The sequence below is a fragment of the Bacteroides mediterraneensis genome (genome assembly GCF_016900355.1).
In the GTDB taxonomy this organism is placed as follows: Bacteria; Bacteroidota; Bacteroidia; order Bacteroidales; family Bacteroidaceae; genus Phocaeicola.
In genome coordinates this window covers 1-22,991 of sequence record NZ_JACJKA010000034.1, presented here as the reverse complement: position 1 = coordinate 22,991, position 22,991 = coordinate 1, and the positions used below count along the sequence as shown (strand labels likewise).

Sequence of the window (22,991 nt, the reverse complement as noted above, 5' to 3'; positions counted from 1 at the left end):
TTAATCCTGTCGCTGCAAGCACTTGGCTATAACGGTGGCGAATCTTGTCGTAATACATCAATTGAACCTTTTAGACCACAAAGATAAGTCAAAGAACGCTTTAATCAATTATTCGATATAAACTCTACTGGCTTCAGAAATTGAAATATTAAAAGGAGACAAGATGAAAAAAGAGGTAATGTTGCTTACAGGTGCCGGACAAATCGGTATGGCGATAGCCCGGCGGATGGGATATGGAATGAAGATTGTGGTCGGCGACAAGCGGATGGAAAATGCGCAGGCCGTGGCCGATACGATGAACCGTGCCGGATTTGATGTGCTTCCGGTGGAGATGGACTTGTCGTTGCGCGCCTCAATCCTCGGACTGATTGAGACGGCACAGCAATATGGAGAGATAGCCATGCTGGTTGATGCGGCAGGGGTGTCCCCTTCGCAAGCTTCGATAGAGACCATCCTGAAAGTCGACTTATATGGTACGGCGGTACTGCTGGAAGAAGTGGGAAAGGTTATCCGGCCGGGAGGGGCAGGCGTGACGGTATCCAGTCAGTCCGGACACCGCTTGCCGGCCCTTGGTGCTGAAATCGATGCGCAGCTGGCTTGCACACCGACGGAAGAATTGCTGAGTCTGGAGGTGCTGCAACCGTCGCACATCCGCGATACGCTCCATGCCTACCAGCTGGCCAAGCGTTGCAACGTGAAGCGCGTCATGGCGGAGGCAGTGAGATGGGGAGAACGGGGCGCCCGTCTGAATTCCATTTCTCCGGGAATTATTGTCACCCCACTGGCACTTGACGAGTTCAACGGGGTGCGTGGTGAGTTCTATAAGAAGATGTTTACCCAGTGTCCGGCGCATCGTCCCGGCACGGCCGACGAGGTGGCGAATGTGGCCGAACTGTTGATAAGCAACCGGGGGGCCTTTATCACCGGGTCTGATTTTCTGGTAGATGGAGGTGCTACGGCGGCATATTTTTATGGATCGAATCTGGAATAGAGATAACACATAATCAATGCGTAGCCAGATACCACGAAGTCTGCGAGTAAGAACTTGCCAAATTGTTTGTGCTGGGTGCGGAGGTGGTGATACCGGAATATCGTTCTATGGGAAGCGGATGGATTAGTTTCATGACGGCAATGTGTAATTGTTTTAAGCAAGTATTTTTAATTTTTCAGTGATAAACGTTTTATATGTCTCTTTCATTTCATCCGATAAAAAAGAAAGGTCAATGAATTCCATCCATTTGCTTTGGACTTTAAGAAACTTGCAAAATAAATTTTCTATAATTTTATCTTCCAGCCCCGAAGCCTGCATGGATACGATAAAATCTGTTTTCTTGATTTTACGTTTTTTCCCGTTAAGTGTCAATGCCAGTTCTTCTGTATCTTCCGGCATGACCAATGCGGTTGATAGTAAATCATAGGCTGGGGTGAGGGTGTAAACTCCTTGCTGTAGGCTATACAGTGAGAAATTTTTTAAGTGCATGTCGGCATTGCCTGTAATCCAGGAAAATACTACTTCCTCCCAATAATTGACCAGGTCAAGTTTGGGTATGGAGGAATATTTTTGTATGGTTTTGGCAATTTGCTCGTAAGATCCTTTATATTTATATTCTGTCAGCCGCTCGGTTAGTTGGCACATGTCCTCCATGGCTAGTTTCTCTCCTTTTTCCGTACGGTCAATGCGACGGGTGATATAACAAAGCTCTCCGTCCGCAAAACGGATAAGGCTGTGAGGTACCACTTTTATCCTGGCAAGTTCTGCCAGATGCATGGTTAAGTCTTCTATTTCGGGCAATTGCTCAAAACGCTCCGTTTGTGGTTTCAGAATGTATCTTCCCCATAACCCTACAATGGTAAAACGTTCTGCTTCATGAGGGCTCTTCTTGTGGATGTCCAGTGACAGTTTGGCTTGAACACCAGTCAATGTGGTCTGGCTACGTATTACTTGCCAGGCAAGTTCATTCAGATTTTGACGAGTATAGGGGAGTTCCGGCACTATAGGAGTGCCGAACAATTTTCTAGAACAAGTTTTGTGAAAGTCATGTTCACCTTCCGTCAACTCTTTGTAGCAATATAGACATTTGGACATAATTATTCCTCTTCTTTAAATAAAGGTTCTACACCTACGGCTCCAATACAGTCCTTGCAACAGGCTAATAGCAGGGACATCCGGTCCCGACCGTCGATTTTCCAGTTTTTTTCAGCGATATTAAGCAGCCAGCCTTCGGGTATCAGACCGTCAAAGAAAGGAAACAGCACTTTGTTCTGATATGGCTGTTCGGTGAGGGGAAGGGTCAGACTGATGGCTTCTGCTTTGTTTGAGGCCAGAAATTCCGGAGTATACTGAAAAGTATATCCATTTTCATCTTCTGTAAGGATACCGGCTTTTATGCCACGCAAATATACAATCGCCTGTTTCATGGTTTATCTTCTTTTGAAATGGGGACTGCACCGACTTCGCTCCCGAAAAGATTCAGTATCTGATTTACTTTATCCAGCCGGAGAGTTTGTTTGCCTTGTTCCAGTTCACGGACAAAACGTAAGCCTACTCCTGATTTTTCAGATAGTTCCACCTGCGTCAGATTGTATTGCTTGCGCATGTCTTTTACATACTTAGAGAGTGTGGTTTGTTCCATGATTATACCCTTTTGGGTGTAAATATAATGAATTTTTCTTTCATTATACCCTTTAAGGTATAAAATTAATCTATCTGCCTAATGTTTATACCCGAAAGGGTGTATTTATAATTTGTAATCTATTTGTGAGTAAATAATCTGGCGGACGGATTAGTTTTATGAAACTTACCCTATTTTTTATAGGTGATTTTGAAAGGCAGCACCTGGAACACTTCGCAGTCGGGCGTAATTAGTTCCAGCTTGTAGGTGAGAGAAGCCCCGTCTGTACCTTCTGTCAGCTGGTCAATCACTTCTTGCGGAAGGAGGTCCTTAAAGCTGATTTTGCCGCTGTTCATTTGCAGATAGCGTGCCTGTCCGTTTGCGTCCACCGCAAGCAGGGCTACGGGAGCATACTGGCTCAGGATGCTTCCAGTGTATTCTTTGCGCGGGGTGACTTCCATGCTGCCGTGGTCGTAGGAGATTTCGTGACCGTCGGGGGCAAAGAGCTGCTTTTTCGAATTGACGGTGATTTCTGTGTACGTGAAGTCGTAGAGGTCCGTTCCTTTCGGTTCCAGTTCCTCGTCGGTAGAGAAGATGATCACCACACAGTGTTGCAAGCGGTCGTACCCCGTGAGGCATGTCCCGTTGCTCAACAGTTTGACCTTGACATGGTTTCCTTGTGAGGTGATTTCGCAACTGCCTTCTCTGGCTGGTTTAAAAATGAAAGGACCGTTGCTGCTCAGTACGTCGAATTCCGTTTCTTTTCCGGAGATGATGAGCGGATTTTCCTGTACCGATACGGTGAGGTCGCGGACGTCCGACAAATCTGTGTGATATGTTTTCTGCACATCTTCCAGTTCCTGCGCCGTCATCCGCTGATAGATGGAATAGCCGTAGATATCGGTTCCTTCTGCCCGCACTCCCAGGTGGACAAGTAGCTCCATCGTGTCGCCGTTGACGGAGAGTAGCTGGAACACCGTGCGCTGGCCGTCGAGCAGACGGTTCTCATCCGAGTAAGTATAGGTATAAGTCCGGAACCCCAATGCAGGATAGGCATCCACGTACATGTATGCTTTCAGGGACGAGTGGCTTTCCACATAATATTGGATTGGCCCGGCGCCATCTAAGTCTTTGTAATAATCCTGCGTCTGGCAAGTGCCGTCGGGATTGATTTCGTAGGTGTGGACGTGTTTCCATCCGTATCCCACCACGGCTTCCTCAAAACGTGCGGAAGTGATGGGGGTGAGAGATGTCGGTTCGCTTACTCCGTTTTCATTGAATGTGAAGGTGGGAAAGTTCACGTCGTCGCAGCTGGTCAGACAGAAAAGGCTGAGGAATACCAGTAAGATTCCGGTGAGGCGGTTTGTGTGCATGAGCGTATTAAGGTTTGAAAATGAAGGTTCTTTTTTCAAAGGTAAGAAAAAAATGGAATCGTGATTCTTGCACGACAAAAAATCCCCTCCTGAAAGGGATTTTTGCCGTTTCAGGAGGGGACGGTGCTTGCCAGCAAGGCGCAAGTTATTTCCACTCTTCTGGGATGGAGCCATAATCGGACAGCCCGGTACAGTTGAGATAAGTGTTGCTGTGATTGTCTATTTTCAGGAACTCACTCGGGTAGTTCTGGCGTTCATACAGGTGTACCTTTGAGCCGTTGATTACGGTGTAGGGGGATTCGCCTGTGAGGGAGGCACAGTTGTAGAACATTTCGCTGGTGGTCTGCAGCATACGCATGTGGTCGAAAAGGGTCACAGGAATCTGTTTCAACTTGGTGCAGTGACTGAATGCCTGACTGATGTCGCTTACGTTCGCGTTATGGTCGAACAATCCTTCGGGCAGCGCGGTGAGCGAGCTACATTCATAGAAGGTTTTGTTGAAGGCCGCAGCCTTGACAGCTCCTGCGAAAAGTGTCGCTGGGAGCGTTTCCAGTGAAGTACATTGATAGAAGGTACCGGTGAACAAAGTCGCTTCAGCATTCTGTGCAAACAAGTCGGACGGGAGTGTGGTCAGACCCGTACAGCCACCGAAGGCATAGTTGAAGTTTGTAGCGCTGGTGGCCTTTGCAAACAGACCTTCGGGCAGGCTGGTTAGGCTAGTGCAGCCGTAGAAACAGTTGCTGAAATCGGTCACGTTAGCCAAAGCTCCTTTGGTGTCGGTGGCCAAGTAGTTCAGGGCGATGGCACCCTGCAGGTTGATTCTCTGGAGTTCCGGATCTCCCCATTGGGTAATTCCCAGCAGAGATGCCTTGAGCACTTCTACCTGGGCCGAGTAACCAGAGGTGCTCAGGGCTTCCACGGTACCCTTGAACGTCACAGATACCGTGGAGGAAATACCTTCGCCGTACGTATGCGACAAAGTGGCGGAAGTGACATATTGGTCGCCGATGGTTTCAGTGGTACCGTCTCCCCAGTCGATGACTCCTCTCACCTGACCTTCAAAGGGAAGGTATACGGTGTTGTTGTTCAGGGCACTTAGCTTGTATTCCATGATGAGGGCATCTTCTATGCCGCGCATTGAAGTGGTGACGGTGTACAGGCTGATTCCGCACATGGCTTTCTGGTCTGTACCTCCCTGTAGGTAGATGTAGTATTTTGTGGCTTCTGTCAGGTTGGAGAAAGTGATGGAAGGCTGGTCCTGAAGGCTGTAGATGTCTTCAGCGAGGGGAGCGCCGTACCTGATTCCGTTGAGGATATCCGACAAAGGAATGGTGTCCTGACTGATGAGGGCCGCATAGCAGGTGGCATCGTGTTGTCCTTCCAGTGTCAGGGTGATGGAGTTGGTGGTGGTTTCTGTCTTGGTGACGCTCACAGAGGGGCCTACTTCCTGCTCGATGGGGATGGTGGCCAGCAGACTGTCATTGTCGTAGGCGTAAATCAGCAGGTTGTCGGTCTGCTTCTCGGCGGTGTAGTTCGTCAAATAGGAGACAGTCGGTGTGTCGCCGGCATAGAAATCGCCTTCCGGGTATTCCAGTATGAAGGAAGGATATCCGTCCGTTGCAGGCAGTTCACCTTCATTGTATTTTTTGTATTTTTCCAATATGTAGTGCAAATTGGAGATGTTGGTTTGATACTTCACCTGCATGCCTTCCTCGCTTCTTACAGCTGGCAGGGTGATACTGGTTGTTTCCAGTTCGAAGTAGGGGGCAGCTCCGTCGTTGGTTATTACCTCATAGTTGCTGTCTGGATAATTGTAGTCTTCTTCCTCTTCTTCTCCTCCGTTGAGCAACTCCTCCAGTTTTCCGCACGAGGTGAAGGTGGAGCTCAGAACCAGAGGAATCATGCCCCAAACCAAGAGGGCATAGCCTGAAACCAATAAGGTTTTCATGGTTGCAAATGTGTTGTTTTTTCTCATAATTAAAGACAAAAAGTGATAAAAAGTAGTTTCATATGAGCAAAAATAACGATTTCTAAGAGAAGGTGTTTGTATGAAGGTAAATAATTGATGGGGCTTTTAATGTTTTTATATGGGCGGAATAATAGAGACTTATAGAAAAAATCCCCTCCTGAAACGGCAAGAATACCTGTCAGAAGGGGACATGTTTATGCAAAAATCGTAAAAGAATTATCGCCAGTCATTCGGCATGGATTCATGGTCGGTCAAGTTTGTACAGTTTCCGAATGTATTGTTGTGATTGGTGATTTCCAGAAACTCGGTCGGATAGTTCTGACGTTCATACAAGTGTACTTTCTTTCCGTTTATCAGGGTATAGGGTGATTCACCGGTAAGCGACTGGCAACCGTAGAACAATCGGGTAGTGCTCTGTAATATGCGCATTTTGTCGAACAGGCCGGCTGGTACACTTTGCAGGTTGCTGCATCCTTCGAATGAGTAACTGATATAGATTACTTCCGGATTGTGGTCGAACAGGCCTTCCGGAATGTTTGTGAGTGCCTTGCATTCATAGAAGATGCCCGGCATGAGGGTTACTTTTGTCATGGAAGCGAACAGGTTGGCGGGGATGGTTTTCAGTGAAGTGCATCGCGCAAAGATACCCAGGGCGTAGTTGCGTGTATCGTACACTGTACCGAGGCTGATCACTCCGCTACAGTCTTTGAACAACCCTTCGGGCAGGCTGGTGAGAGAGCTGCAGCCGGTAAAGACACATTTCAGATAGCCCAGATTGTAGTGTCCTTTGAACAGGTTGGCCGGTAATTCCTTCAGTGACGTACATCCGTAGAAGATTTCATTCATGGAATAGGCCGATGGGGTACCGGCAAACAGTGATTCCGGAAGTGTTTCCAGTCCTTCACAGCAGTAGAACGTGCCGTTGAACGAGGTCGCACTGGCATTGTGAGCAAACAAATCCGACGGAAGAGCGGACAGGCTCGTGCAGTCCTTGAAGGTATAGTCAAAAGAACGAGCACCGGTGGCCATGGCAAACAAGCCTTCGGGAATGTTTGCCAGACTGGTACAGCCTTCAAAGCAGGAAGTGAAATCGGTAATGGCAGACAGTGCTCCCTTGGTATCGGGGGCCAGATGTTTCAGGGCGATGGCATCCTGAAGACTGAGTCTTTTCAGTTCGGGCGTACCCCATTGTGTAATGCCGGTCAGTGAAGCTTTGAGGACTTCTCCTTTTGGAGAGTTGGTGGTCGTCAGTGTTTCCACCGTACCCTTGAAAGCTACTTCCACGGTAGATTCTGCACCTTGGGCATAAGCGTGCGACAGGTCGGACGAGGTGAGGTTCTCCTTGTCGATGCTTTCGGTTACACCGTCGCCCCAGTCGATGACTCCTTTTACTTTCCCTTCAAACGGAAGATACACCGTGCGGTTGTTCAGGTTGTTCAGTGCATATTCCAGTATCAGTGCGTCTTCCTTGCCACGCATGGCAGTAGTGACGGTGTACAGCGATACTCCATATAGAGCCCCTGGTTGTGTACCGCCCTGTAGATAGATGTAGTATTTGGTTGCTTCCGTCAGTCCGGAGAATGTGTAAGTAGGCTGAACGCTGAGGTCGAAGGTATATTCAAAAGGAAGTCCTGAACCTCCGTTTTTCAGGTCCTCCCTCACTTGATACAGTGGAATACTGTCGGTCGAAATGTAGGTAGAGTAGAAACAGGCTTCGTTCTTGCCTTCCAGCGTCAGTGTGATTTCATTGACACCGGCTTCTGCCTTGGTCACGCTGATATGAGGGGCTGCTGCCTGTTCGATGGGGAGGGTGGCCAGCAAACTGTCTTTGTCGGTGGCATATATCAGCAGGTTGTCGGTTTGTTTCTCGCTGGAATAGTTGGTATAATACGGCAGGAAGTCTTCGCTATGGTACGAATATTCCGGATTTTCCAGGATAAACGAATAATCTTCTGGGCTGGTCAGTTCACCTTCGTTGAGTTTCTTGAATTTTTCCAGCACATAGTGCATATTCATGATATTAGTCCGGCATTTCACTTGTACGCCTTCTTCGCTTCTTATGGCTGGCAGTTCGATGCGGGTTGTTTCCAATTGGAAATAAGGGGCTGTTCCGTCGGTAGTACCCACTCCGTTCAGATTGCCTGAAATGTTTCCGTCTCCGTCGCCTTCTTCGTCATTGCCGCCTCCGAAAAGTTCTTCCAGTTTTTCGCACGAGGTGAGGGTAGAGGAAAGGAGCAGGGGGGCCATGCTCCATACCAAAAAGGCACAGCCTGAAACCAGCAGTGATTTCAGGGCTGTTAATGCTTTACTCTTGTTCATAGTGAAGATAAAATAAGATGTTTTATATATATACAAAAGTAAAGTGATGGAATGAAGTATACATCACGGAAAACCGTGATTTGCGGTCTGTTTATTGGGGTTACACCAGCGAGATGACGTAACTTTCCATGCTTTTCAGGTCGATGTGCCAGAGCCGACCGCTCAGTGCGTGCGGACTGCCCAGGATGACCTTCATCGTTTCGTTGGCTTCCACGCAGCCCACTACACCCGGTGTGACACCCAGCACGGCCTTCGACGGATGGGGCATGGTCCGCATGCCTTCTTCGTCGGGGAAGAGGGTGCGGTAGTCGGGACCGCCCTGGTAGTTGAACACGGAGACCTGTCCGTCGAACTCACGGATGGCTCCGTACACGTACACCTTGTCCAGCCGCACACAGGTGTCGTTGATGAGGTAGCGCGTGCGGAAATTGTCGCATCCGTCCACCACGATGTCGTAGTTGGCGATGAGGCATTCGGCGTTCTGTGGGGTGAGTCGTTCGTTCCAGGCCTCCACACGGATGTCGGAGTTGAGGGCCTGCAGGCGCAGTTTGGCCTGTTCCGCCTTGGAGAGCCCGATTTCAGGTTCGCTGTAGAGCACCTGCCGCTGGAGGTTGGTCTCGCTCACGGTGTCGTCGTCAATCAGTCCGATGGTGCCCACTCCGGCACCGGCCAGGTAGAGGGCCACGGGCGAACCCAGTCCGCCCACTCCCACGATGAGCACGCGGGCCTGTTTCAGAAGGAGTTGTCCAGCTTCGCCGATTTCGTCGAGCAGAATCTGTCGGTTATAGCGTGCGGTTTCTTTTTCGGTCAGTTTCATAAGGTGAGAAGGGAATAAAGGGTGAGTAAAAATGACAGAAGGCACCCGGAAGTCGGGAAAATGGCCTCCGGATGCCTTCTGAAGAATGGATGTTCCGGAACGCTTTTCAGCGTACCGGAGCCGCCTGAGCCATGGCCTGTGCCACGTGGTCGAACGAAGCGTCCCAGTCTTTCCATACCGGTTCGCGGCCTACCGCTTTCAAGGCTTTCTCTACTTCCACGGCGGTACGTTCGTCGCTTACGTGGAACTGTTCCAGGGCCTGCGGATAGGTATAGTAGCCGCCCGGTTCCGTCTTGCTCTCGGCACTCATGGTCGTCACACCCAGCGTAGCCATGTGGTCTCGGATGTTTGCCGGTTCACGCGTAGAGTAGGAGATGTCCACGTCGTGGTCGAAGATACGCATGGCGAAAGTCACCTGTGCCAGTTCCTTGTCGCTCATGATGACGTTGGGCTGGAAACCCTCGTTCTCGGCCGGACGCATGCGCGGGAAGTTCACGCTGTATTTCGTCTTCCAGTAATGTTTCTGCAGGTAGCGCAGGTGGTAAGCCATCATGGTTACATCCGTACGCCAGTCCTCCAGTCCGATGAGCACACCCATGCCGATGGAGTGTACGCCGGCCTGTCCCATGCGGTCGAATCCGTTGACACGCCATTCGAACTTCGATTTCATGCCACGCGGATGATATACTTTGTAGCGGGCCTTGTTGTACGTTTCCTGGAAACAGATTACGCCGTTCAGTCCGTGGTGCACCAGTTCGGCATACTCTTCCGTCTTGAGCGGCATCACCTCAATCTTCAGGTTGGAGAAATACGGTTTCGCCAGGTCGAGGGCTTTGGCCAGGTAAGGCACACCCGCCTTGGCCGGGTTTTCGCCCGTCACAATCAGCAGGTTCTCAAACGGAGCCAGCTTCTTGATGGCCTTGTACTCGTTTTCGATTTCCTCCGGCGTAAGGATGGTGCGGGCCATCGGGTTGCTGATGTGGAAACCGCAGTACACGCACGAGTTGGTGCACGAGTTGGTAAGGTAGAGCGGAATGAACATGGAGATGGTACGTCCGAACCGTTCTTCGGTATATTTCTTGCTGAGGTGTGCCATCGGTTCAAGGAACTTTTCGGCAGCCGGCGAGATCAGTGCCATGAAGTCGTCTACGTCGCACCGTGATTTTCCGAGTGCCCGGATCACGTCGGCCTCGGTTTTGGAGTAGATGGCCTTGGTCGTCTCCTCCCAGCTTATTTTTTCTAATTCGTCACTAAACATTTCTGCAGTTAATAGTTAAAAATTAAAAGTTAAACACAGCGGCTTGAGGTCTTCCCATTATTTATTCTCAATTGTTTTCAAGTCGCGGCTGAGTTTCATCGCACAGAAGTTCGGACCACACATGGTGCAGTACTCGCCGTCGGTGTGACGTCCCTCGTTGAAGTATTCCAGCGCACGGTCGGGGTCGAGGCTCAGGTGGAACTGGTCGCGCCAGCGGAACTCGTAGCGGGCTTTGCTCAGGGCATTGTCGCGGATTTGTGCACCCGGATGACCTTTGGCCAGGTCGGCGGCATGGGCGGCGATCTTGTAGGTGATGACACCCGTACGCACGTCTTCCCGGTTGGGCAGACCCAGGTGTTCTTTCGGGGTGACGTAGCACAGCATGGCCGTACCCAGCCAGCCGATTTGTGCGGCACCGATAGCCGAAGTGATGTGGTCGTAACCCGGGGCGATGTCGGTCACCAGCGGTCCGAGGGTGTAGAACGGCGCGTTGTGGCAGTGGCTGATCTGACGCTCCATGTTCTCGCGGATTTTGTGCAAGGGCACGTGTCCCGGACCTTCGATGAAGGCCTGCACGTTCTTCGCCCACGCACGGGTCACCAGTTCGCCCATCGTGTCGAGTTCGGCAAACTGTGCTTCATCGTTGGCGTCGGCGATACAGCCCGGACGCAACCCGTCGCCCAATGACACGGCCACGTCATACTGTGCCAGGATGTCGCAGATGTCGTCGAAGTGCTCGTAGAGGAACGATTCCTGGTCGTGGATGAGGCACCACTTGCTCATGATGCTTCCGCCGCGGCTCACGATGCCGCACAGGCGCTTGTCGGCCAGGTGCACGTTGTGACGGCGGATACCGGCATGGATGGTGAAGTAGTCCACTCCCTGCTCGCACTGCTCGATGAGGGTGTCGCGGTAGATTTCCCACGTCAGGTCTTCCACCTTGCCGTTCACCTTCTCCAGTGCCTGGTAGATGGGCACGGTGCCCACCGGTACCGGACAGTTGCGCACAATCCATTCGCGTGTCTCGTGGATGTTGGCACCTGTCGACAGGTCCATCAGTGTGTCGCCGCCCCATTTGCAGCTCCACACGGCCTTGTCCACTTCCTCGTCGATGCTCGACGTGGTGGCCGAGTTACCGATGTTGGTATTGATTTTCACCAGGAAGTTACGGCCGATGATCATTGGTTCCGATTCCGGGTGGTTGATGTTGGCAGGCAGCACGGCCCGTCCGGCGGCAATCTCGTCGCGCACGAACTCCGGCGTGATGTAGGTGTCGATGCCCAGCTCCTTGCAGTTCATGTTCTCGCGGATGGCCACGTACTCCATTTCCGGCGTGATGATGCCCTGTTTGGCGTAGTACATCTGCGTGCAGCAGTGGCCTTCCTTGGCGCGGTAGGGCAGGGCGATGTGCTCAAAGCGCAGGTGGTCGAGCGAGGGATCGTCGCGGCGCATCTTTCCGTATTCCGAGGTGATGGACGGCAGCTGTTCCACGTCGCCGCGGGAAGTGATCCAGTTCTCGCGCATGCGCGGCAGTCCTTTCTTCAGGTCAATCTGGATGTTCGGGTCGCTGAACGGGCCGCTGGTGTCGTACACGTACACCGGGTCGTTGGGGGTCATCACTTTCTTTCCGTCGACTACAGTCACCGTGGGGGTGAGGTTCACTTTCTGCATGCCTACCTTGATGAAGGGGAATAAGGTGCCCTGCATGTAGGCTTTCTCGGCATGGGCGTATGCTTTTTGGTCTTTTTCTTTTTCCATATAAATCGGGCTTGTTTGCGGGTGGAGGAAAGACCTCCACCGGTGGATAAAATCAGGATTTACTCATTCAAGAAAGAAGTGAGGGGAGAGGAAGCGGAAGCTACCAGGTTGTCGGCCTGCGCGCCCAGTCCGGCTTCGTAGGCACGGCGTCCGGCGATGACAGCTTCCTTGAAGGCGATGGCCATTTCCACCGGGTTTCCGGCTACGGCGATGGCGGTGTTCACCAGACAGGCGGCAGCACCCATCTCCATGGCTTCAGCGGCATGGCTCGGAGCTCCGATACCGGCATCCACTACCACTGGCACGTTGCTCTGCTCGATGATGATGCGCAGGAAGTCGCGGGTCTGCAATCCCTTGTTGGTACCGATGGGGGCAGCCAGCGGCATCACGGTAGCGGCTCCAGCTTCTTCCAGACGTTTGCAGAGGGTCGGGTCGGCCTGGCAGTAGGGCAGTACCACGAAACCTTGTTTCACGAGCTCTTCCGTAGCCTTCAGGGTCTCGGTAGAGTCGGGCAACAGGTAGCGTGGGTCGGGATGGATTTCCAGTTTCAGCCAGTTGGTGCCGAAGGCTTCGCGGGCCATCTGTGCGGCGAACACGGCTTCTTCTGCGGTACGCACGCCGGAGGTGTTCGGAAGGAGTTGGATATTCGGGTGGACGATGTGTTTCAGCATGTCGTCTTCCTTGTTCTCAAGTTCGATACGTTTCATGGCGACGGTCACCATCTGGGTGCCGGAAGCGAGAATGGCTTCTTCCATGACTTGGTTGGAGTTGAATTTTCCTGTTCCCAGGAACAAGCGGGAGTCGAATTCTTTTCCCGCAATGATTAGTTTTTCCATTGTTCTATATATGTTTTTGGGTTTGTTTTTGCTTTTACTTTTTCTTTTGGCTCGTTCTTCCTTTTTCTTTTTGGCGGCAAAAAGAAAAAGGTAACAAAAAGAAAAACCGCCGTCTGCAGTTTCAAGGCGGCTACGAGGCTTCACCCGGCGGAAACGCAGGAACTCGCTTCGCTCAAACAGCCTGCGCTTCTTTTCGCCGTGCTCCGCTTCTCCGCTTTTCGCCTTGAAACTGAGGACGGGATTTTTTTTGCTGGCTTGCTCTTCGCTCTTCGCCCTTTGGGCGAAATCGCTGTGTGGGAAGGTAGGGCTTTTGCTTTCGTTGTTTCTGTTCCTTGCTCTTGCTTTTTTACTCCTTGCTTTGCTTTTTGCTTTCTCCTCCTTTGAGGTGAAATCGCTGGGAGGAGGGGCGTGGAGTTTGGGGCTGCGTTCCTTTGCTTGTTTATTCTTTGCTGTAACGAGGAAACTTCTTTACGTACAAAAGTGCGTGCGAGTTTGCGATGAAAGTCTGAAAATAAGGGGATTTGAAAAATTTGTTTCTGTTGTAGTTCTGTCTAAAAATGAACACAACCACAAATTCTTCGTCCTCTGTTATTCATTATTCATTTTTAACTGGTTCACGATTTTCCTCGTTTCTTCCACCGGATTCTCTGCCCGCAGGATGGTGCCGCTCAGGGCGATGCCTGTCACACCGGTCTGTAGGATGGCGGGGATGTCTTCCAGGGTGATGCCCCCGATGGCGACGATGGGCAGGTGGATGCCTTCCGCTTTCATCTGCTGTACGATGGAACGGTAGCCTTCGAGGCCGAGGATGGGGCTGAGCTTCTCTTTGGTGGTGGTGAAGCGGAAGGGACCGCAACCGATGTAGTCGGCACCGGCTTCATAGTGGGCTCGTACGTCGTCGAACGTGTTGGCGGTACCCCCGATGAGGAAGTCCTTGCCTAAGATTTTCCGCGCTTCAGCTATCGGCATGTCGTTCTTGCCCAAATGCACGCCGTCGGCCTTCAGCTTGCGCACCAGTTCCACCCGGTCGTCGATGAGGAAGGTGGCCCCGTACGTGCGGCACAGTTTCTGTACCTCCACGGCCACAGCTTCTGTCTCTTCGTCGGAGGCATGCTTCATGCGCAGCTGTACCCAGCGGCAGCCCCCTTCGAGGGCCATGCGGGCCGAGTCAAGATACGAATATGTGTCGGTGAAATGCGTGATGAACTGCAGCTTGAAATGATTCATGTCCATAGTCTTATCCTCCACAAGCTGCTTTGATGATGACCAGGCTGTCGCCCTCTTTCAGGACGGTGTGTTCCCATTCCGTACGCGGAACCATGCGGTTATGCAGTGCGATGGCCACTCCCTGTGCCGGAAGTTCCAGCTGCTGTGCCAGTGCGGCAATAGTCTGACCTTGTGTCAGTTCAGTCTCTTTGTTGTTTACCAATAGTTTCATAATCGTTTTGTTTTTGTGTAAACCAAAGAGTGTGTCCAGAAAAGGAAAGGAAAAATAGAGGCCGGAATCAACAATCCCTTCGTCGGTACTAACCGCATCAGGTTCGTAGGGTATAATCTCAGCCCGGACGCATCCTTGGGGCACCCCTTTGTTTACTTTCTGGCAAAGGTAACGAAAACTTTGAAACGGCGAACAGCTGCCGTACCTTTTTTATCTTTTTTTGCAGGCAATCAATGGCGCTCCTTGAACAGCTGTACCTTCACGCCGAACGAGAGGCGGAGAATGTCGCGCATCGAGAGACTCTTGTTGGTTACCTTGCTGATGAGGTACAGCTCGCAGGTACTCAGCTCGTAGAAGAGGGAGATGTGGCGCACCAGCTCGTGGCGGGGACTGAATCCGAACCGTTGCCCCACGAAGAGGTAGGGCCGCATCTTGGTACTGAAGTTGTAGTATTTGTTGGGATAGCGTCCCGGTTCCTTCTTCCAGAACTCTTCGCCCGCAATGGTCGTGAGGTAGAGTCCGCAATAGAAAGGTTCCGCCATCCAGTGCTCCTTGAAGCAGATGCTCCAGGGAATGTAGTTCTGTTTCACGGTGAAGGTGAGCCGGAACTTCTCGGCATATTTCGACGGGAGAAAGCCCACGAGGAAGTCCGTTTCCCACTGGCAGCGGCGTCCGTAGTCCCAGCCTATACCCACCGAGTTGAGTCCCATCCCTCCGGCGTACTGCCATTTCAGGTGAGTGGGTTTCAGGCGTTCCCATCCTTCATAGCGCAGGTGCGTACGCTGGTCCCACCGCCGTTCCCTGACGGTCGGGACGACAGAGTCATTCTGTGCCTGCAGGGGCAGGAGAGCCATTGTGGCCAGTCCTCCCACCAGTATCCCTTTAAAAATCGACCACTTCATACGCATAGCCGTCGGCATTAAGGGTGAATAACAGGTAGGCACGCTTCTTGGCGCAGGTACATTCGTAGTACAGGATGCCGTCGTCGAAGAAGTCATCGACACTGAGGTTGTGTCCGTGGCCGTAGACACAGAACTGCAGGTCGGGCATCTGCCGCAGGTAATATTGGAAATACTCCGCCAGGTTGTTGTTGAACTGCTCGGAGAAGGGGCCCGCATGCATGGCCACTACGGTCTTTTCTACCCCCTCGGGCACATTCTCGATTTCATTGCGGATATACTGGATATCGGGCACTGCCGATGAGTGGTCGAACTCCAAGGCGTTGGTGTTCAGGCAGAGAAACCTTACGTTGCCGGCGGTGAAGGCAAAATCCTCCTCACCGAATATCTTGCGGAACACGTCGAGTCCCGTAGCCAGACAGTCGTGGTTGCCCAGCAGACAGACGTAAGGCACGTTCAGTCCGTTGAGAATGTCGCGCTGCTTTTCGAACTCCAGCTTCAGGCCGAAGTCGGACAAGTCGCCCGTGTGAATCACGAAATCCAGGTCCCCCCGTCGGTTCAGCGCCTCCACGGCATCCTCCGTCTCGTCGTACCAACGCTGCGTGTCGCTGATTACGGCAAACCGTATCTCGTCTTTTCCCCGGGTAGCCTCCTCGATTTGTTCGATGTGGCGGCGGTTCACGTCCGTTTCCCCGTCGATGTCCAAGTCGTATGGATGATATTCTATCATGTCGCATCCCCCTAACAGCAAGGCCCACAGGCAGCCGTATATCAGCCGGAAGTGCAGGCGGAAACGAAGAGGGAGTGTCGGATAAGTACGCATAAGCAATTCATTTTATATGTGCAAAGGTAAGCCACAAATGCGGTTCGTCCGTTTTTCAGAAAGTCGGATTTTCTGTCCTGAAAGTCGGTATTTCCCTTGCAAAGAACTTTTTGCACACTTATCCGGCAGTCGGGGAGGCCTTTCAGCCCCTTTCCCTGTGAAGTCTGGTGGAAGCCGCTCTGGTTACCACTTCACCGGCTCCTGTAGAATCTGTCCGTCGGTGGCATCTTGCGCCGTGAACGCGTTCGCCTTGTACTGCACGCAAATCATCACCAGCGGTTCCGTACCATTGTTGCGCACCGAGCGCTTGCCTTCGGGAGCCACGCGCACTACGCTTCCTTCCGCCACGGGGAATACCTTCCCGTCTACCTGAAATTCTCCCTTTCCGCTCACGAAGATATACAGTTCCTCGTGCGTCTGGTGCGTGTGAAGGAAACCGGTCTCCTTTCCCGGGGCGAACGACTGGAATGAGATTTCCGCACCCGTGGCCTGCAACGCCTGTCCCATGAATACCTTTCCCTGAATTTCCATTCCCGGAGCTACCGGCAATACATACTCGTTCAATTCGCTGAATGAATCTGTGGACACGGCGGAAAAATGTGCGCCTGTTGCAATTTGCTGAATCTGTTTCATAGTGTAACTGTTTTAATGATTTCACCGGCAAAGTTGCTACCTTCTTTCCGCTCTTGCAAGAAGGCACCTCCCCGTAAGTAGGTTACCGAGAGGTTACTAATGTTCACTACGAGCCGGTTACGTCCGGCAGATTTAGGCTTTTTTTGCAGAGGGTATTTCCCGACTCACGGGCGAAAAATTTTTTCATCCCACAACCGGCTGACATCCAGCAAAAGTGAGAAAAAGGTTACTATGCGGAAGAAATGTAACCTCTTGTCCGTCAGAAAAGAATGTACTAATTTCGCACCGTAAATGCTGCGAAGACCGCTTCCGTCAGGCATTTCCTGCACCGGAAACCTCCGCGGCCCGACCTTTTAAAGAAACAAGTAAGATGATGAAAAATGAAGTAACTCCCGAACAGGCATCCGTCCTGGAAAAAAACAAACAAGTCATGCAACAGTTTATCCGCTTCATCAACACGGGCGACCGCTCGGTAGGTGAAGCCATTATTGCCCCCGAAGTGATTTTCTATGCCCCCACTTCGCCGGAGCCGTTGCACGGTTTTGAAGGCTATATGGACGTGCTCCGCATGATGCGCGGTGCCATGCCCGATGTACAGTGGAAAGCCGAAGAAGTCATTGCAGAAGGCGACAAGGTGATGATCCGTTTCACGATGAGCGGCACCCAGACCCAGCCTTTCATGGGCATGCCCGCCACCGGCAAACCCGTCCGTGTGACGGCCATGAATATCTATGAGCTGAAAGACGGCAAGATTGTCCGTGAACACGGTGTGCCCGACCTTTTCAGCATGCTGATGCAGCTCGGTATGCTGCCTGCACCGGGAAGCAAGTAATTCTTCCGCGAGGAAAGAAGCTGCTACTCTTCTTCGGCAGCTTCGAATTCCTCCCGGTGTTTTACGATGGATTTCATGTGCTTCTGCGCCCAGTCGGTCAGCTGGACGATGAAAGGCACCAGCGAGTGTCCTGTTTCCGTCAGGCTGTACTCCACCTTGGGCGGCACCTCGGGATACACCTTTCGGTTCACTAGTCCGTCGGCCTCCAGCGTTCGGAGCGTACCCGACAGCACCCGCGACGACACATCCGGAATCAGTTTCCTCAGTTCACTGAAACGCAGCACTTCGTGTTCGCTCAAAATCAGAATGACCAGCAAGGCCCATTTGTTGCCGAAGCGGGCAATCACGTTCCGCACCGGACAGATTTCGATAATGGTATTCTTTTCTTCCTTCTTTCTCATAATTGTTTTTCCGCCGGAGTGTCGGCCTTTTTGTTTTCCTGCCCAAAGTTAGCAAATAACCCGCAGATACTGCCCCACAAAAATCCCAATTTTTAGGTATTTCAAATTCGCGCCGGAAGCCGTTATTTTGCTGTGTCAAATCAAACATGTAGCATAATGAAGAAAACAGGTATTTTTTATGGCTCCACCACTGGCACCACTGAGTCGGTGGCTCGCCTGATAGCAGACAAGCTGGGCGTTGCCCCGGCAGATGTACACGAAGTAAGCAAGGTGGATGTGGCTTTGGTCGAAAGTTACGACGCCCTGATTCTGGGCACCTCCACCTGGGGCGACGGTGAGTTGCAGGACGACTGGTACGACGGACTCAAGGTGCTGCAAGGCGCCCATCTCTCCGGCAAGGTAGTGGCCCTCTTCGGCTGCGGCGATTCCGAGTCTTATTCCGACACCTTCTGCGACGCCATGGGCCTCCTCTATGAAGGCCTGAAAGACAGCGGCTGCACCTTTGTGGGCGCCGTGGACGACAGCGATTACACCTATTCCGCCTCCGTGGCTGCAGCCGACGGAAAGTTCGTGGGACTGGCCCTCGACGACGTGAACGAAAGCGACCGGACCGACGACCGTGTGAGCGCATGGGCCGCACAGCTCCAAGCCGAACTGGTCTAAGGAAATTTCTCACAATCTCTCTTCTAAATCCGTAACCTATGATGACCCCTGATATTCATCCCGTGGAACTGAAAGTCTTTCTCAACCACATCTATGAGTTGAAGAAAGGCGTGCGACAGATGGTGCTGTACACCACGAACAAACGCTACGAAGATTTTGCTGTGAAACGCCTGCGAAGCCAGCGCATCCAGTTCGTGATCCAGCCGGTGGACGACGAACGCATCAATCTCTTTTTCGGCAAGGCAGAGTGCATCGACGCCATCCGCCTGATGGTGACGCGCCCCCTGAACCGCCTCACACCCGAAGAGGATTTCATCTTGGGGGCCATGCTGGGTTATGACATCTGTGCCCAGTGCAAGCGCTATTGCACCCGCAAGACACGGAAAATGGGAGCCTGACCGGGCTCCCATTCTTTCTTAATTCCCTCTGTACGTAGAATATCCGTAAGGGGAAAGCGTGATTGGCACGTGGTAATGCTTGCCGTCTTTGATTTCGAACACTACCTCGATGAAGGGGTAGAACGACGGCTGCTGCAACCGCTCGAAGTAGGGCGCCACGTGATACGTCAGGCGGTAGATACCCTTGTGGGCATCCGTTCCCTCCAGAAAATCCTTCACCCGTCCGTTCTCGTCCGTCAGTTTCTCTTCTAACAGTGTCCAGGTCTTGCCGTCGGGCTGAAGTTGCGAGAGACTGATTTTCACACCCGCCGAAGGCTGTCCCTGCTGGATGTCCAGAATGTGGCTCGAAAGTTGGTACGTCTTTTCCTGCGCGAAGCCCACTAGGCTCCACACCAGCAGACAGAAAGTCCAGAATAGTTTCTTCATGATTTTTTCAGTTAAAGGGTTAAACAAGATTCAAACAAGATTGTAACGGTTACAAATATGGTAATTCCCTTCCTTTTCACCAAGTTTCCCCTCCCGATGCCCCGCCGATTTTGAGGTTATTAACTAAACTCCTGCCGTGCGTGTGCCGTTTCGCTTGTATTTTTGCGCCATGAAATACATCTACCTGCCCCTCGGATTTCTGTCGCTGGCCCTGGGCCTTGCCGGCATCTTTCTGCCCGTGCTGCCCACCACACCCTTTCTGCTGCTGTCGGCCGCCCTCTTTTTCCGCAGTTCGCCGAGCGCCTACCAGTGGCTGATGAACCACCGTCTGCTGGGCCCCTACATCCGCGATTTCCGGGAGTCGCGTGCCATTCCCCTGCGTGCCAAAATTATCGCACTGAGCCTGCTGTGGCTCACCTCCCTGCACTGCATCTTCCTGGTGTTCGATGTCTTTTGGCTCAAGGCGATGATGCTCGTCATCGCCGTAGGAGTGACCCTCTATCTCTGTTCCTTCAAAACCAAACGAAATGACTGATACCCTCTCTTTCTGCGGACGCAAGGAAGCCGCCGCCCGCATGAACCACTTCGGAGGCGAAGGCCGTCCGTTCTTTTTCCTGATAGACTACGCCGGCGAGCAATGCCTGGTGGAAGAACCCCACCGCCTGCCACCTTCGGAACTGCTGTTCGCCTTTCCGGGCGCTACGAATGTGCCGGAGGAGGACCGCCGCACCCCGTATCCCGCGACCTTCCGCTGGGACTCCCGCCCGATGTCGTTTGCGACCTACCGCCGCGGCTTCGACCTCGTACACCGTCACCTGCACGGCGGCAACTCCTTCCTAGTGAACTACACCTGCGCCACCCCCGTCGACACCGACCTCACCCTGCGGCAGGTGTTCGACCACGCCCGTGCCCCCTACAAGCTCTGGCTGCACCGCCGCTTCGTGGTCTTCTCGCCCGAAACCTTCGTGCGGATAGCCCACGGCTTCATCTATTCCCATCCCATGAAGGGCACGATGGATGCCACGCTGCCCGCCGCCCGCGAACGCCTGCTGGCCGACCCGAAGGAAGCCGCCGAGCACGCCACCATCACCGACCTCATCCGCAACGACCTGAGCCGCTTCGCCACCGAAGTGACCGTGACCCGCTACCGCTACCTCGACGAGCTGCACACCCATCGCGGACCCCTGCTTCAGATGAGCTCCGAAATCCGCGGCCGCCTGCCCGAAGACTATCCCTCGCGCCTGGGCGACCTCTTCTTCAGCCTCCTGCCCGCAGGGTCCATCACCGGCGCCCCGAAGCCCCGCACCGTGCAGATTATCCGCGAAGCCGAGACCCACGACCGCGGTTTCTACACCGGCGTGACCGGCTATTTCGACGGACGCCATCTGGACAGCGCCGTGCTCATCCGCTTCCTGGAACAGCAGTCGGACGGCACGAAGCAGTTCAAGAGCGGGGGAGGCATCACCTTCCGCAGTGAAGCCCGAAACGAATACGAAGAAATGAAACAGAAAGTCTATGTGCCTCTTTATTGAAACCCTCCGCATTGAAGACGGCAAGGTGTGGCATGCCCCGCTGCACGACCGCCGCCTGAACGACACCCGCCGCGCCTTCTTCGGCCCTGTGCCCGACCTTCACGTGACGGATTACCTCCGTCCGGAAACCTATACGGAACGCACCCGCTGCCGCCTGACCTACGCCCGCGACGTGGTCCGCGTGGAATACTTTCCCTACCGCGTCCGCCCCGTACACCGTCTGCAACTCGTGGTGCGCGACGACCTCGACTACCGCTACAAACGGGCCGACCGCCGCGTGCTCGACGAAGCCTTCGCCCTCCGCGGTCGGGCCGACGACGTGCTCATCGTCCGCCACGGACTCCTCACCGACACCTCCATCGCCAACATCGCCCTCTGGGACGGATGCGAGTGGCACACTCCCGCGCGTCCCCTGCTGGAAGGAACCCAGCGCCGCCACCTCCTCGACACCGGACAGATAAAAGAAACGGACATCCCGGCCGCCTCCCTCGGAAGCTACCGGCACATCCGTCTGTTCAACGCCCTGGTTCCCTTCGGCGAGGTGGAACTCCCCGTGAGCCAGGTGCTGTATTGATATCCTTCGCGTCACTCCACCAGCTCGTAGCTGCTGATTTGAATCGGCATGTCGAGGTTGTGGAGCACTTTTTCCAGCATAATCCCCTCCAGGTTGTCGTACTCATAGCCGAACGTGGCCCGGATGCCCTGCAAGATGAACTGCGTGGCCCGGTCGAGCGCAATCGGCAGACTGTCACCCTGCATCAGCGAGCCCGTGATGACACTCGTGAACGTGTCGCCCGTGCCCGGATAGTGCGCCGGCAGATACGGGCAAGTCACCTTCCAGTAACGGTTGCCGAAGCGGTTGTACGCATAGACCGACGTCGAGCGCGGGTCGCCGCTCACCGGTACGCTCGTGGCAATCACGATGGCCGGTCCTTGGTCCGACAGCGTCTTCAGCGCCTGCTTCAGTTCCGCATCCGTCAGCTCCTCTTGGAACGGCATGTCCAGCAAGTAGTACAGCTCCGTCAGGTTCGGCGTGATGACATCCGCCAGCCGGATCAGCTTCCGCATCTCCGTCACCATCTCCTCGGTGATGCCCTTGTAGAGATGCCCGTTGTCGCCCAGTACCGGGTCAACCACCACCATGTCGTTCTCGCCGCGGAACTTCTGGATGAACTCCTCCACAATCTGCGCCTGCTGCGGCGAGCCCAGGTAGCCCGTGTAGAACGTGTCGAAGTGTACGTTCATCTGCTCCCAGTGCGCGATGATGTGCTTCATCTCCTCCGTCAGGTCGAGGAAGGAGTAGGAAGGGTACTGCGTGTGCGTGGACAGCACCGCCGTGGGCAGCGGACACACCTGGAATCCCATGGACGAGAGTACCGGGATGACCGCCATCAGCGATACGTGGCCCACCCCCGACAGATCGTGTACGGCCGCCACCTTCTTCACCTGATTTTTCAGGAAACCTCCCGGACGGTGAGTCGTTTCCGACGGAGATGTCGGCTTTTTCTTCTTGTACTTCTTTTCTTTTTCCCAGGCCGCCTTCCGTGCCTGATACGCTTCATATTGTCGTTCAATGTAATTGTCTGCCATAGTTTTGTGAATTTACAATTACAAAGGACGCTACTTTTTATGGAACGAGCAAACTTTTTCGTGCATTTTGTAGGATGGGGAGGGGAAAAAACAGAGGGCTGCTCCGGGGGGAATCCGGGGCTTTGTAGCCGATTTCCGGGTTGATTTCGATTTGTGTAGTTTGGTTTCTTTTTGCTGCTTGTGTCGTGATTTGGGTGTCTTTCTGATTTTGCTTTCGTGGGGATTTTATAGCGATTTTGGGGAGGGTACCCTTTTCAGAAGGCTTCTGGAGGAGGTGGCTGGGGCGCGAAATGGAGAGGTTTGGGGGAATCTGGAGGCGGGCCCTTCTTGTTTCTAGAGGATTTTGGCGTGTTTTTCGGGATAGGATGGGGAATTTCCGGGGGATGGAGGGGCGGAAAACGGGCTTGCGTTTGG

The 22,991-nt window shown here is 53.1% G+C and carries 26 protein-coding genes and 1 riboswitch; of the genes, 7 read left to right on the top strand and 19 right to left on the bottom strand.

The window, feature by feature from the left end; all coding sequences use genetic code 11:
- Window positions 1-163: 163 nt before the first annotated feature.
- Window positions 164-991 (top strand): SDR family oxidoreductase, encoded by an 828-nt coding sequence (locus tag H6A28_RS13860; RefSeq protein WP_204476453.1) that lies wholly within the window; start codon window positions 164-166, stop codon window positions 989-991.
- Window positions 992-1,144: 153 nt separating this feature from the next.
- Here H6A28_RS13860 and H6A28_RS13855 read toward each other — a convergent pair whose 3' ends face one another.
- The 15 genes from H6A28_RS13855 to H6A28_RS13785 form a co-directional block, all read right to left on the bottom strand.
- Window positions 1,145-2,086: a HipA domain-containing protein gene (locus tag H6A28_RS13855; protein WP_204480841.1), complete on the bottom strand. Its 942-nt coding sequence runs from the start codon at window positions 2,084-2,086 to the stop codon at window positions 1,145-1,147.
- 2 nt (window positions 2,087-2,088) lie between these two features.
- Window positions 2,089-2,418, bottom strand: coding sequence for a HipA N-terminal domain-containing protein (locus H6A28_RS13850; RefSeq protein WP_204476451.1), 330 nt, complete (start codon window positions 2,416-2,418; stop codon window positions 2,089-2,091).
- Entirely contained in the window at window positions 2,415-2,633 is a 219-nt protein-coding gene (locus H6A28_RS13845) for a helix-turn-helix transcriptional regulator (RefSeq protein WP_204476450.1), read from the bottom strand. Before H6A28_RS13845 ends, H6A28_RS13850 begins: the two co-directional genes overlap by 4 nt.
- Before the next feature lie 170 nt (window positions 2,634-2,803).
- Complete coding sequence (locus tag H6A28_RS13840; protein ID WP_204480840.1) at window positions 2,804-3,985, bottom strand: hypothetical protein; 1,182 nt, start codon at window positions 3,983-3,985, stop codon at window positions 2,804-2,806.
- A gap of 145 nt (window positions 3,986-4,130) precedes the next feature.
- Entirely contained in the window at window positions 4,131-5,933 is a 1,803-nt protein-coding gene (locus tag H6A28_RS13835; RefSeq protein WP_204476447.1) for a hypothetical protein, read from the bottom strand.
- Window positions 5,934-6,170: 237 nt separating this feature from the next.
- Complete coding sequence (locus tag H6A28_RS13830; protein WP_204480838.1) at window positions 6,171-8,273, bottom strand: leucine-rich repeat protein; 2,103 nt, start codon at window positions 8,271-8,273, stop codon at window positions 6,171-6,173.
- Window positions 8,274-8,373: 100 nt separating this feature from the next.
- Window positions 8,374-9,090: a HesA/MoeB/ThiF family protein gene (locus tag H6A28_RS13825; RefSeq protein ID WP_204476445.1), complete on the bottom strand. Its 717-nt coding sequence runs from the start codon at window positions 9,088-9,090 to the stop codon at window positions 8,374-8,376.
- A gap of 106 nt (window positions 9,091-9,196) precedes the next feature.
- On the bottom strand, window positions 9,197-10,348 hold the full coding sequence (gene thiH, locus H6A28_RS13820; RefSeq protein WP_204476444.1) for a 2-iminoacetate synthase ThiH: 1,152 nt from the start codon (window positions 10,346-10,348) through the stop codon (window positions 9,197-9,199).
- Window positions 10,349-10,405: 57 nt separating this feature from the next.
- Window positions 10,406-12,106, bottom strand: coding sequence for a phosphomethylpyrimidine synthase ThiC (thiC, locus tag H6A28_RS13815; protein ID WP_204476443.1), 1,701 nt, complete (start codon window positions 12,104-12,106; stop codon window positions 10,406-10,408).
- Window positions 12,107-12,165: 59 nt separating this feature from the next.
- On the bottom strand, window positions 12,166-12,942 hold the full coding sequence (locus H6A28_RS13810) for a thiazole synthase (protein ID WP_204480836.1): 777 nt from the start codon (window positions 12,940-12,942) through the stop codon (window positions 12,166-12,168).
- Window positions 12,943-13,530: 588 nt separating this feature from the next.
- Window positions 13,531-14,190, bottom strand: a complete 660-nt coding sequence (locus H6A28_RS13805; RefSeq protein ID WP_204476441.1) for a thiamine phosphate synthase — start codon at window positions 14,188-14,190, stop codon at window positions 13,531-13,533.
- Complete coding sequence (gene thiS / locus H6A28_RS13800; protein WP_204476440.1) at window positions 14,180-14,380, bottom strand: sulfur carrier protein ThiS; 201 nt, start codon at window positions 14,378-14,380, stop codon at window positions 14,180-14,182. The genes H6A28_RS13805 and thiS overlap by 11 nt, the downstream gene beginning before the upstream one ends.
- A 57-nt stretch (window positions 14,381-14,437) precedes the next feature.
- A riboswitch (TPP riboswitch) is annotated at window positions 14,438-14,538 on the bottom strand.
- A 72-nt stretch (window positions 14,539-14,610) separates the two neighbouring features.
- Entirely contained in the window at window positions 14,611-15,282 is a 672-nt protein-coding gene (locus tag H6A28_RS13795; RefSeq protein WP_204480834.1) for a hypothetical protein, read from the bottom strand.
- The gene (locus H6A28_RS13790; RefSeq protein WP_204476465.1) at window positions 15,263-16,009 is read right to left on the bottom strand and encodes a metallophosphoesterase family protein; all 747 of its coding nucleotides are present in this window, start codon (window positions 16,007-16,009) and stop codon (window positions 15,263-15,265) included. Before H6A28_RS13790 ends, H6A28_RS13795 begins: the two co-directional genes overlap by 20 nt.
- A gap of 276 nt (window positions 16,010-16,285) precedes the next feature.
- Window positions 16,286-16,735 (bottom strand): cupin domain-containing protein, encoded by a 450-nt coding sequence (locus H6A28_RS13785; RefSeq protein ID WP_204476438.1) that lies wholly within the window; start codon window positions 16,733-16,735, stop codon window positions 16,286-16,288.
- Window positions 16,736-17,105: 370 nt separating this feature from the next.
- On the opposite strand from H6A28_RS13785, the gene H6A28_RS13780 reads away from it, so the two are divergent.
- The gene (locus H6A28_RS13780; protein WP_204476437.1) at window positions 17,106-17,567 is read left to right on the top strand and encodes an ester cyclase; all 462 of its coding nucleotides are present in this window, start codon (window positions 17,106-17,108) and stop codon (window positions 17,565-17,567) included.
- Window positions 17,568-17,590: 23 nt separating this feature from the next.
- Here H6A28_RS13780 and H6A28_RS13775 read toward each other — a convergent pair whose 3' ends face one another.
- Window positions 17,591-17,968, bottom strand: a complete 378-nt coding sequence (locus H6A28_RS13775) for a winged helix-turn-helix transcriptional regulator (protein ID WP_204476436.1) — start codon at window positions 17,966-17,968, stop codon at window positions 17,591-17,593.
- Between the two features lie 156 nt (window positions 17,969-18,124).
- Here H6A28_RS13775 and fldA point away from each other — a divergent pair, with 156 nt between their 5' ends.
- On the top strand, window positions 18,125-18,631 hold the full coding sequence (gene fldA, locus H6A28_RS13770; RefSeq protein ID WP_204476464.1) for a flavodoxin FldA: 507 nt from the start codon (window positions 18,125-18,127) through the stop codon (window positions 18,629-18,631).
- A 38-nt stretch (window positions 18,632-18,669) separates the two neighbouring features.
- Entirely contained in the window at window positions 18,670-19,029 is a 360-nt protein-coding gene (locus H6A28_RS13765; RefSeq protein ID WP_148329935.1) for a DUF2023 family protein, read from the top strand.
- An 18-nt stretch (window positions 19,030-19,047) separates the two neighbouring features.
- On the opposite strand, the gene uraH is transcribed toward H6A28_RS13765, so the two are convergent.
- Entirely contained in the window at window positions 19,048-19,455 is a 408-nt protein-coding gene (gene uraH / locus H6A28_RS13760; protein ID WP_204480832.1) for a hydroxyisourate hydrolase, read from the bottom strand.
- A gap of 169 nt (window positions 19,456-19,624) precedes the next feature.
- On the opposite strand from uraH, the gene H6A28_RS13755 reads away from it, so the two are divergent.
- The 3 genes from H6A28_RS13755 to H6A28_RS13745 are packed head-to-tail and all read left to right on the top strand — an operon-like array spanning window position 19,625 to window position 21,561.
- Complete coding sequence (locus tag H6A28_RS13755; RefSeq protein ID WP_204476434.1) at window positions 19,625-19,990, top strand: YbaN family protein; 366 nt, start codon at window positions 19,625-19,627, stop codon at window positions 19,988-19,990.
- Complete coding sequence (locus H6A28_RS13750; protein ID WP_204476433.1) at window positions 19,983-20,987, top strand: aminodeoxychorismate synthase component I; 1,005 nt, start codon at window positions 19,983-19,985, stop codon at window positions 20,985-20,987. The genes H6A28_RS13755 and H6A28_RS13750 overlap by 8 nt, the downstream gene beginning before the upstream one ends.
- Window positions 20,971-21,561 carry an aminotransferase class IV family protein gene (locus H6A28_RS13745; RefSeq protein ID WP_204480827.1) on the top strand — a complete coding sequence of 197 codons (591 nt, stop codon included), beginning with the start codon at window positions 20,971-20,973 and terminating at the stop codon, window positions 21,559-21,561. The genes H6A28_RS13750 and H6A28_RS13745 overlap by 17 nt, the downstream gene beginning before the upstream one ends.
- Before the next feature lie 11 nt (window positions 21,562-21,572).
- Here the strand turns inward: H6A28_RS13745 and H6A28_RS13740 are convergent, their stop codons facing one another.
- Both H6A28_RS13740 and H6A28_RS13735 read right to left on the bottom strand, forming a co-directional pair.
- A complete protein-coding gene (locus H6A28_RS13740) occupies window positions 21,573-22,577 on the bottom strand; it encodes a pyridoxamine kinase (RefSeq protein WP_239465377.1) in 1,005 nt (334 codons plus the stop codon).
- A 37-nt stretch (window positions 22,578-22,614) separates the two neighbouring features.
- The coding region (locus H6A28_RS13735) for a hypothetical protein (protein ID WP_204480825.1) at window positions 22,615-22,991 on the bottom strand (377 nt) is incomplete at its 5' end.

Excerpts from the sequence above, each read along its gene's own strand:
- H6A28_RS13860 (WP_204476453.1), top strand. The coding sequence starts at position 164 with ATGAAAAAAGAGGTAATGTTGCTTACAGGTGCCGGACAAATCGGTATG.
- H6A28_RS13855 (WP_204480841.1), bottom strand. The coding sequence starts at position 2,086 with ATGTCCAAATGTCTATATTGCTACAAAGAGTTGACGGAAGGTGAACAT.
- H6A28_RS13850 (WP_204476451.1), bottom strand. The coding sequence starts at position 2,418 with ATGAAACAGGCGATTGTATATTTGCGTGGCATAAAAGCCGGTATCCTT.
- H6A28_RS13845 (WP_204476450.1), bottom strand. The coding sequence starts at position 2,633 with ATGGAACAAACCACACTCTCTAAGTATGTAAAAGACATGCGCAAGCAA.
- H6A28_RS13840 (WP_204480840.1), bottom strand. The coding sequence starts at position 3,985 with ATGCACACAAACCGCCTCACCGGAATCTTACTGGTATTCCTCAGCCTT.
- H6A28_RS13835 (WP_204476447.1), bottom strand. The coding sequence starts at position 5,933 with ATGAAAACCTTATTGGTTTCAGGCTATGCCCTCTTGGTTTGGGGCATG.
- H6A28_RS13830 (WP_204480838.1), bottom strand. The coding sequence starts at position 8,273 with ATGAACAAGAGTAAAGCATTAACAGCCCTGAAATCACTGCTGGTTTCA.
- H6A28_RS13825 (WP_204476445.1), bottom strand. The coding sequence starts at position 9,090 with ATGAAACTGACCGAAAAAGAAACCGCACGCTATAACCGACAGATTCTG.
- thiH (WP_204476444.1), bottom strand. The coding sequence starts at position 10,348 with ATGTTTAGTGACGAATTAGAAAAAATAAGCTGGGAGGAGACGACCAAG.
- thiC (WP_204476443.1), bottom strand. The coding sequence starts at position 12,106 with ATGGAAAAAGAAAAAGACCAAAAAGCATACGCCCATGCCGAGAAAGCC.
- H6A28_RS13810 (WP_204480836.1), bottom strand. The coding sequence starts at position 12,942 with ATGGAAAAACTAATCATTGCGGGAAAAGAATTCGACTCCCGCTTGTTC.
- thiS (WP_204476440.1), bottom strand. The coding sequence starts at position 14,380 with ATGAAACTATTGGTAAACAACAAAGAGACTGAACTGACACAAGGTCAG.
- H6A28_RS13795 (WP_204480834.1), bottom strand. The coding sequence starts at position 15,282 with ATGAAGTGGTCGATTTTTAAAGGGATACTGGTGGGAGGACTGGCCACA.
- H6A28_RS13790 (WP_204476465.1), bottom strand. The coding sequence starts at position 16,009 with ATGATAGAATATCATCCATACGACTTGGACATCGACGGGGAAACGGAC.
- H6A28_RS13785 (WP_204476438.1), bottom strand. The coding sequence starts at position 16,735 with ATGAAACAGATTCAGCAAATTGCAACAGGCGCACATTTTTCCGCCGTG.
- H6A28_RS13780 (WP_204476437.1), top strand. The coding sequence starts at position 17,106 with ATGATGAAAAATGAAGTAACTCCCGAACAGGCATCCGTCCTGGAAAAA.
- H6A28_RS13775 (WP_204476436.1), bottom strand. The coding sequence starts at position 17,968 with ATGAGAAAGAAGGAAGAAAAGAATACCATTATCGAAATCTGTCCGGTG.
- fldA (WP_204476464.1), top strand. The coding sequence starts at position 18,125 with ATGAAGAAAACAGGTATTTTTTATGGCTCCACCACTGGCACCACTGAG.
- H6A28_RS13765 (WP_148329935.1), top strand. The coding sequence starts at position 18,670 with ATGATGACCCCTGATATTCATCCCGTGGAACTGAAAGTCTTTCTCAAC.
- uraH (WP_204480832.1), bottom strand. The coding sequence starts at position 19,455 with ATGAAGAAACTATTCTGGACTTTCTGTCTGCTGGTGTGGAGCCTAGTG.
- H6A28_RS13755 (WP_204476434.1), top strand. The coding sequence starts at position 19,625 with ATGAAATACATCTACCTGCCCCTCGGATTTCTGTCGCTGGCCCTGGGC.
- H6A28_RS13750 (WP_204476433.1), top strand. The coding sequence starts at position 19,983 with ATGACTGATACCCTCTCTTTCTGCGGACGCAAGGAAGCCGCCGCCCGC.
- H6A28_RS13745 (WP_204480827.1), top strand. The coding sequence starts at position 20,971 with ATGTGCCTCTTTATTGAAACCCTCCGCATTGAAGACGGCAAGGTGTGG.
- H6A28_RS13740 (WP_239465377.1), bottom strand. The coding sequence starts at position 22,577 with ATGGCAGACAATTACATTGAACGACAATATGAAGCGTATCAGGCACGG.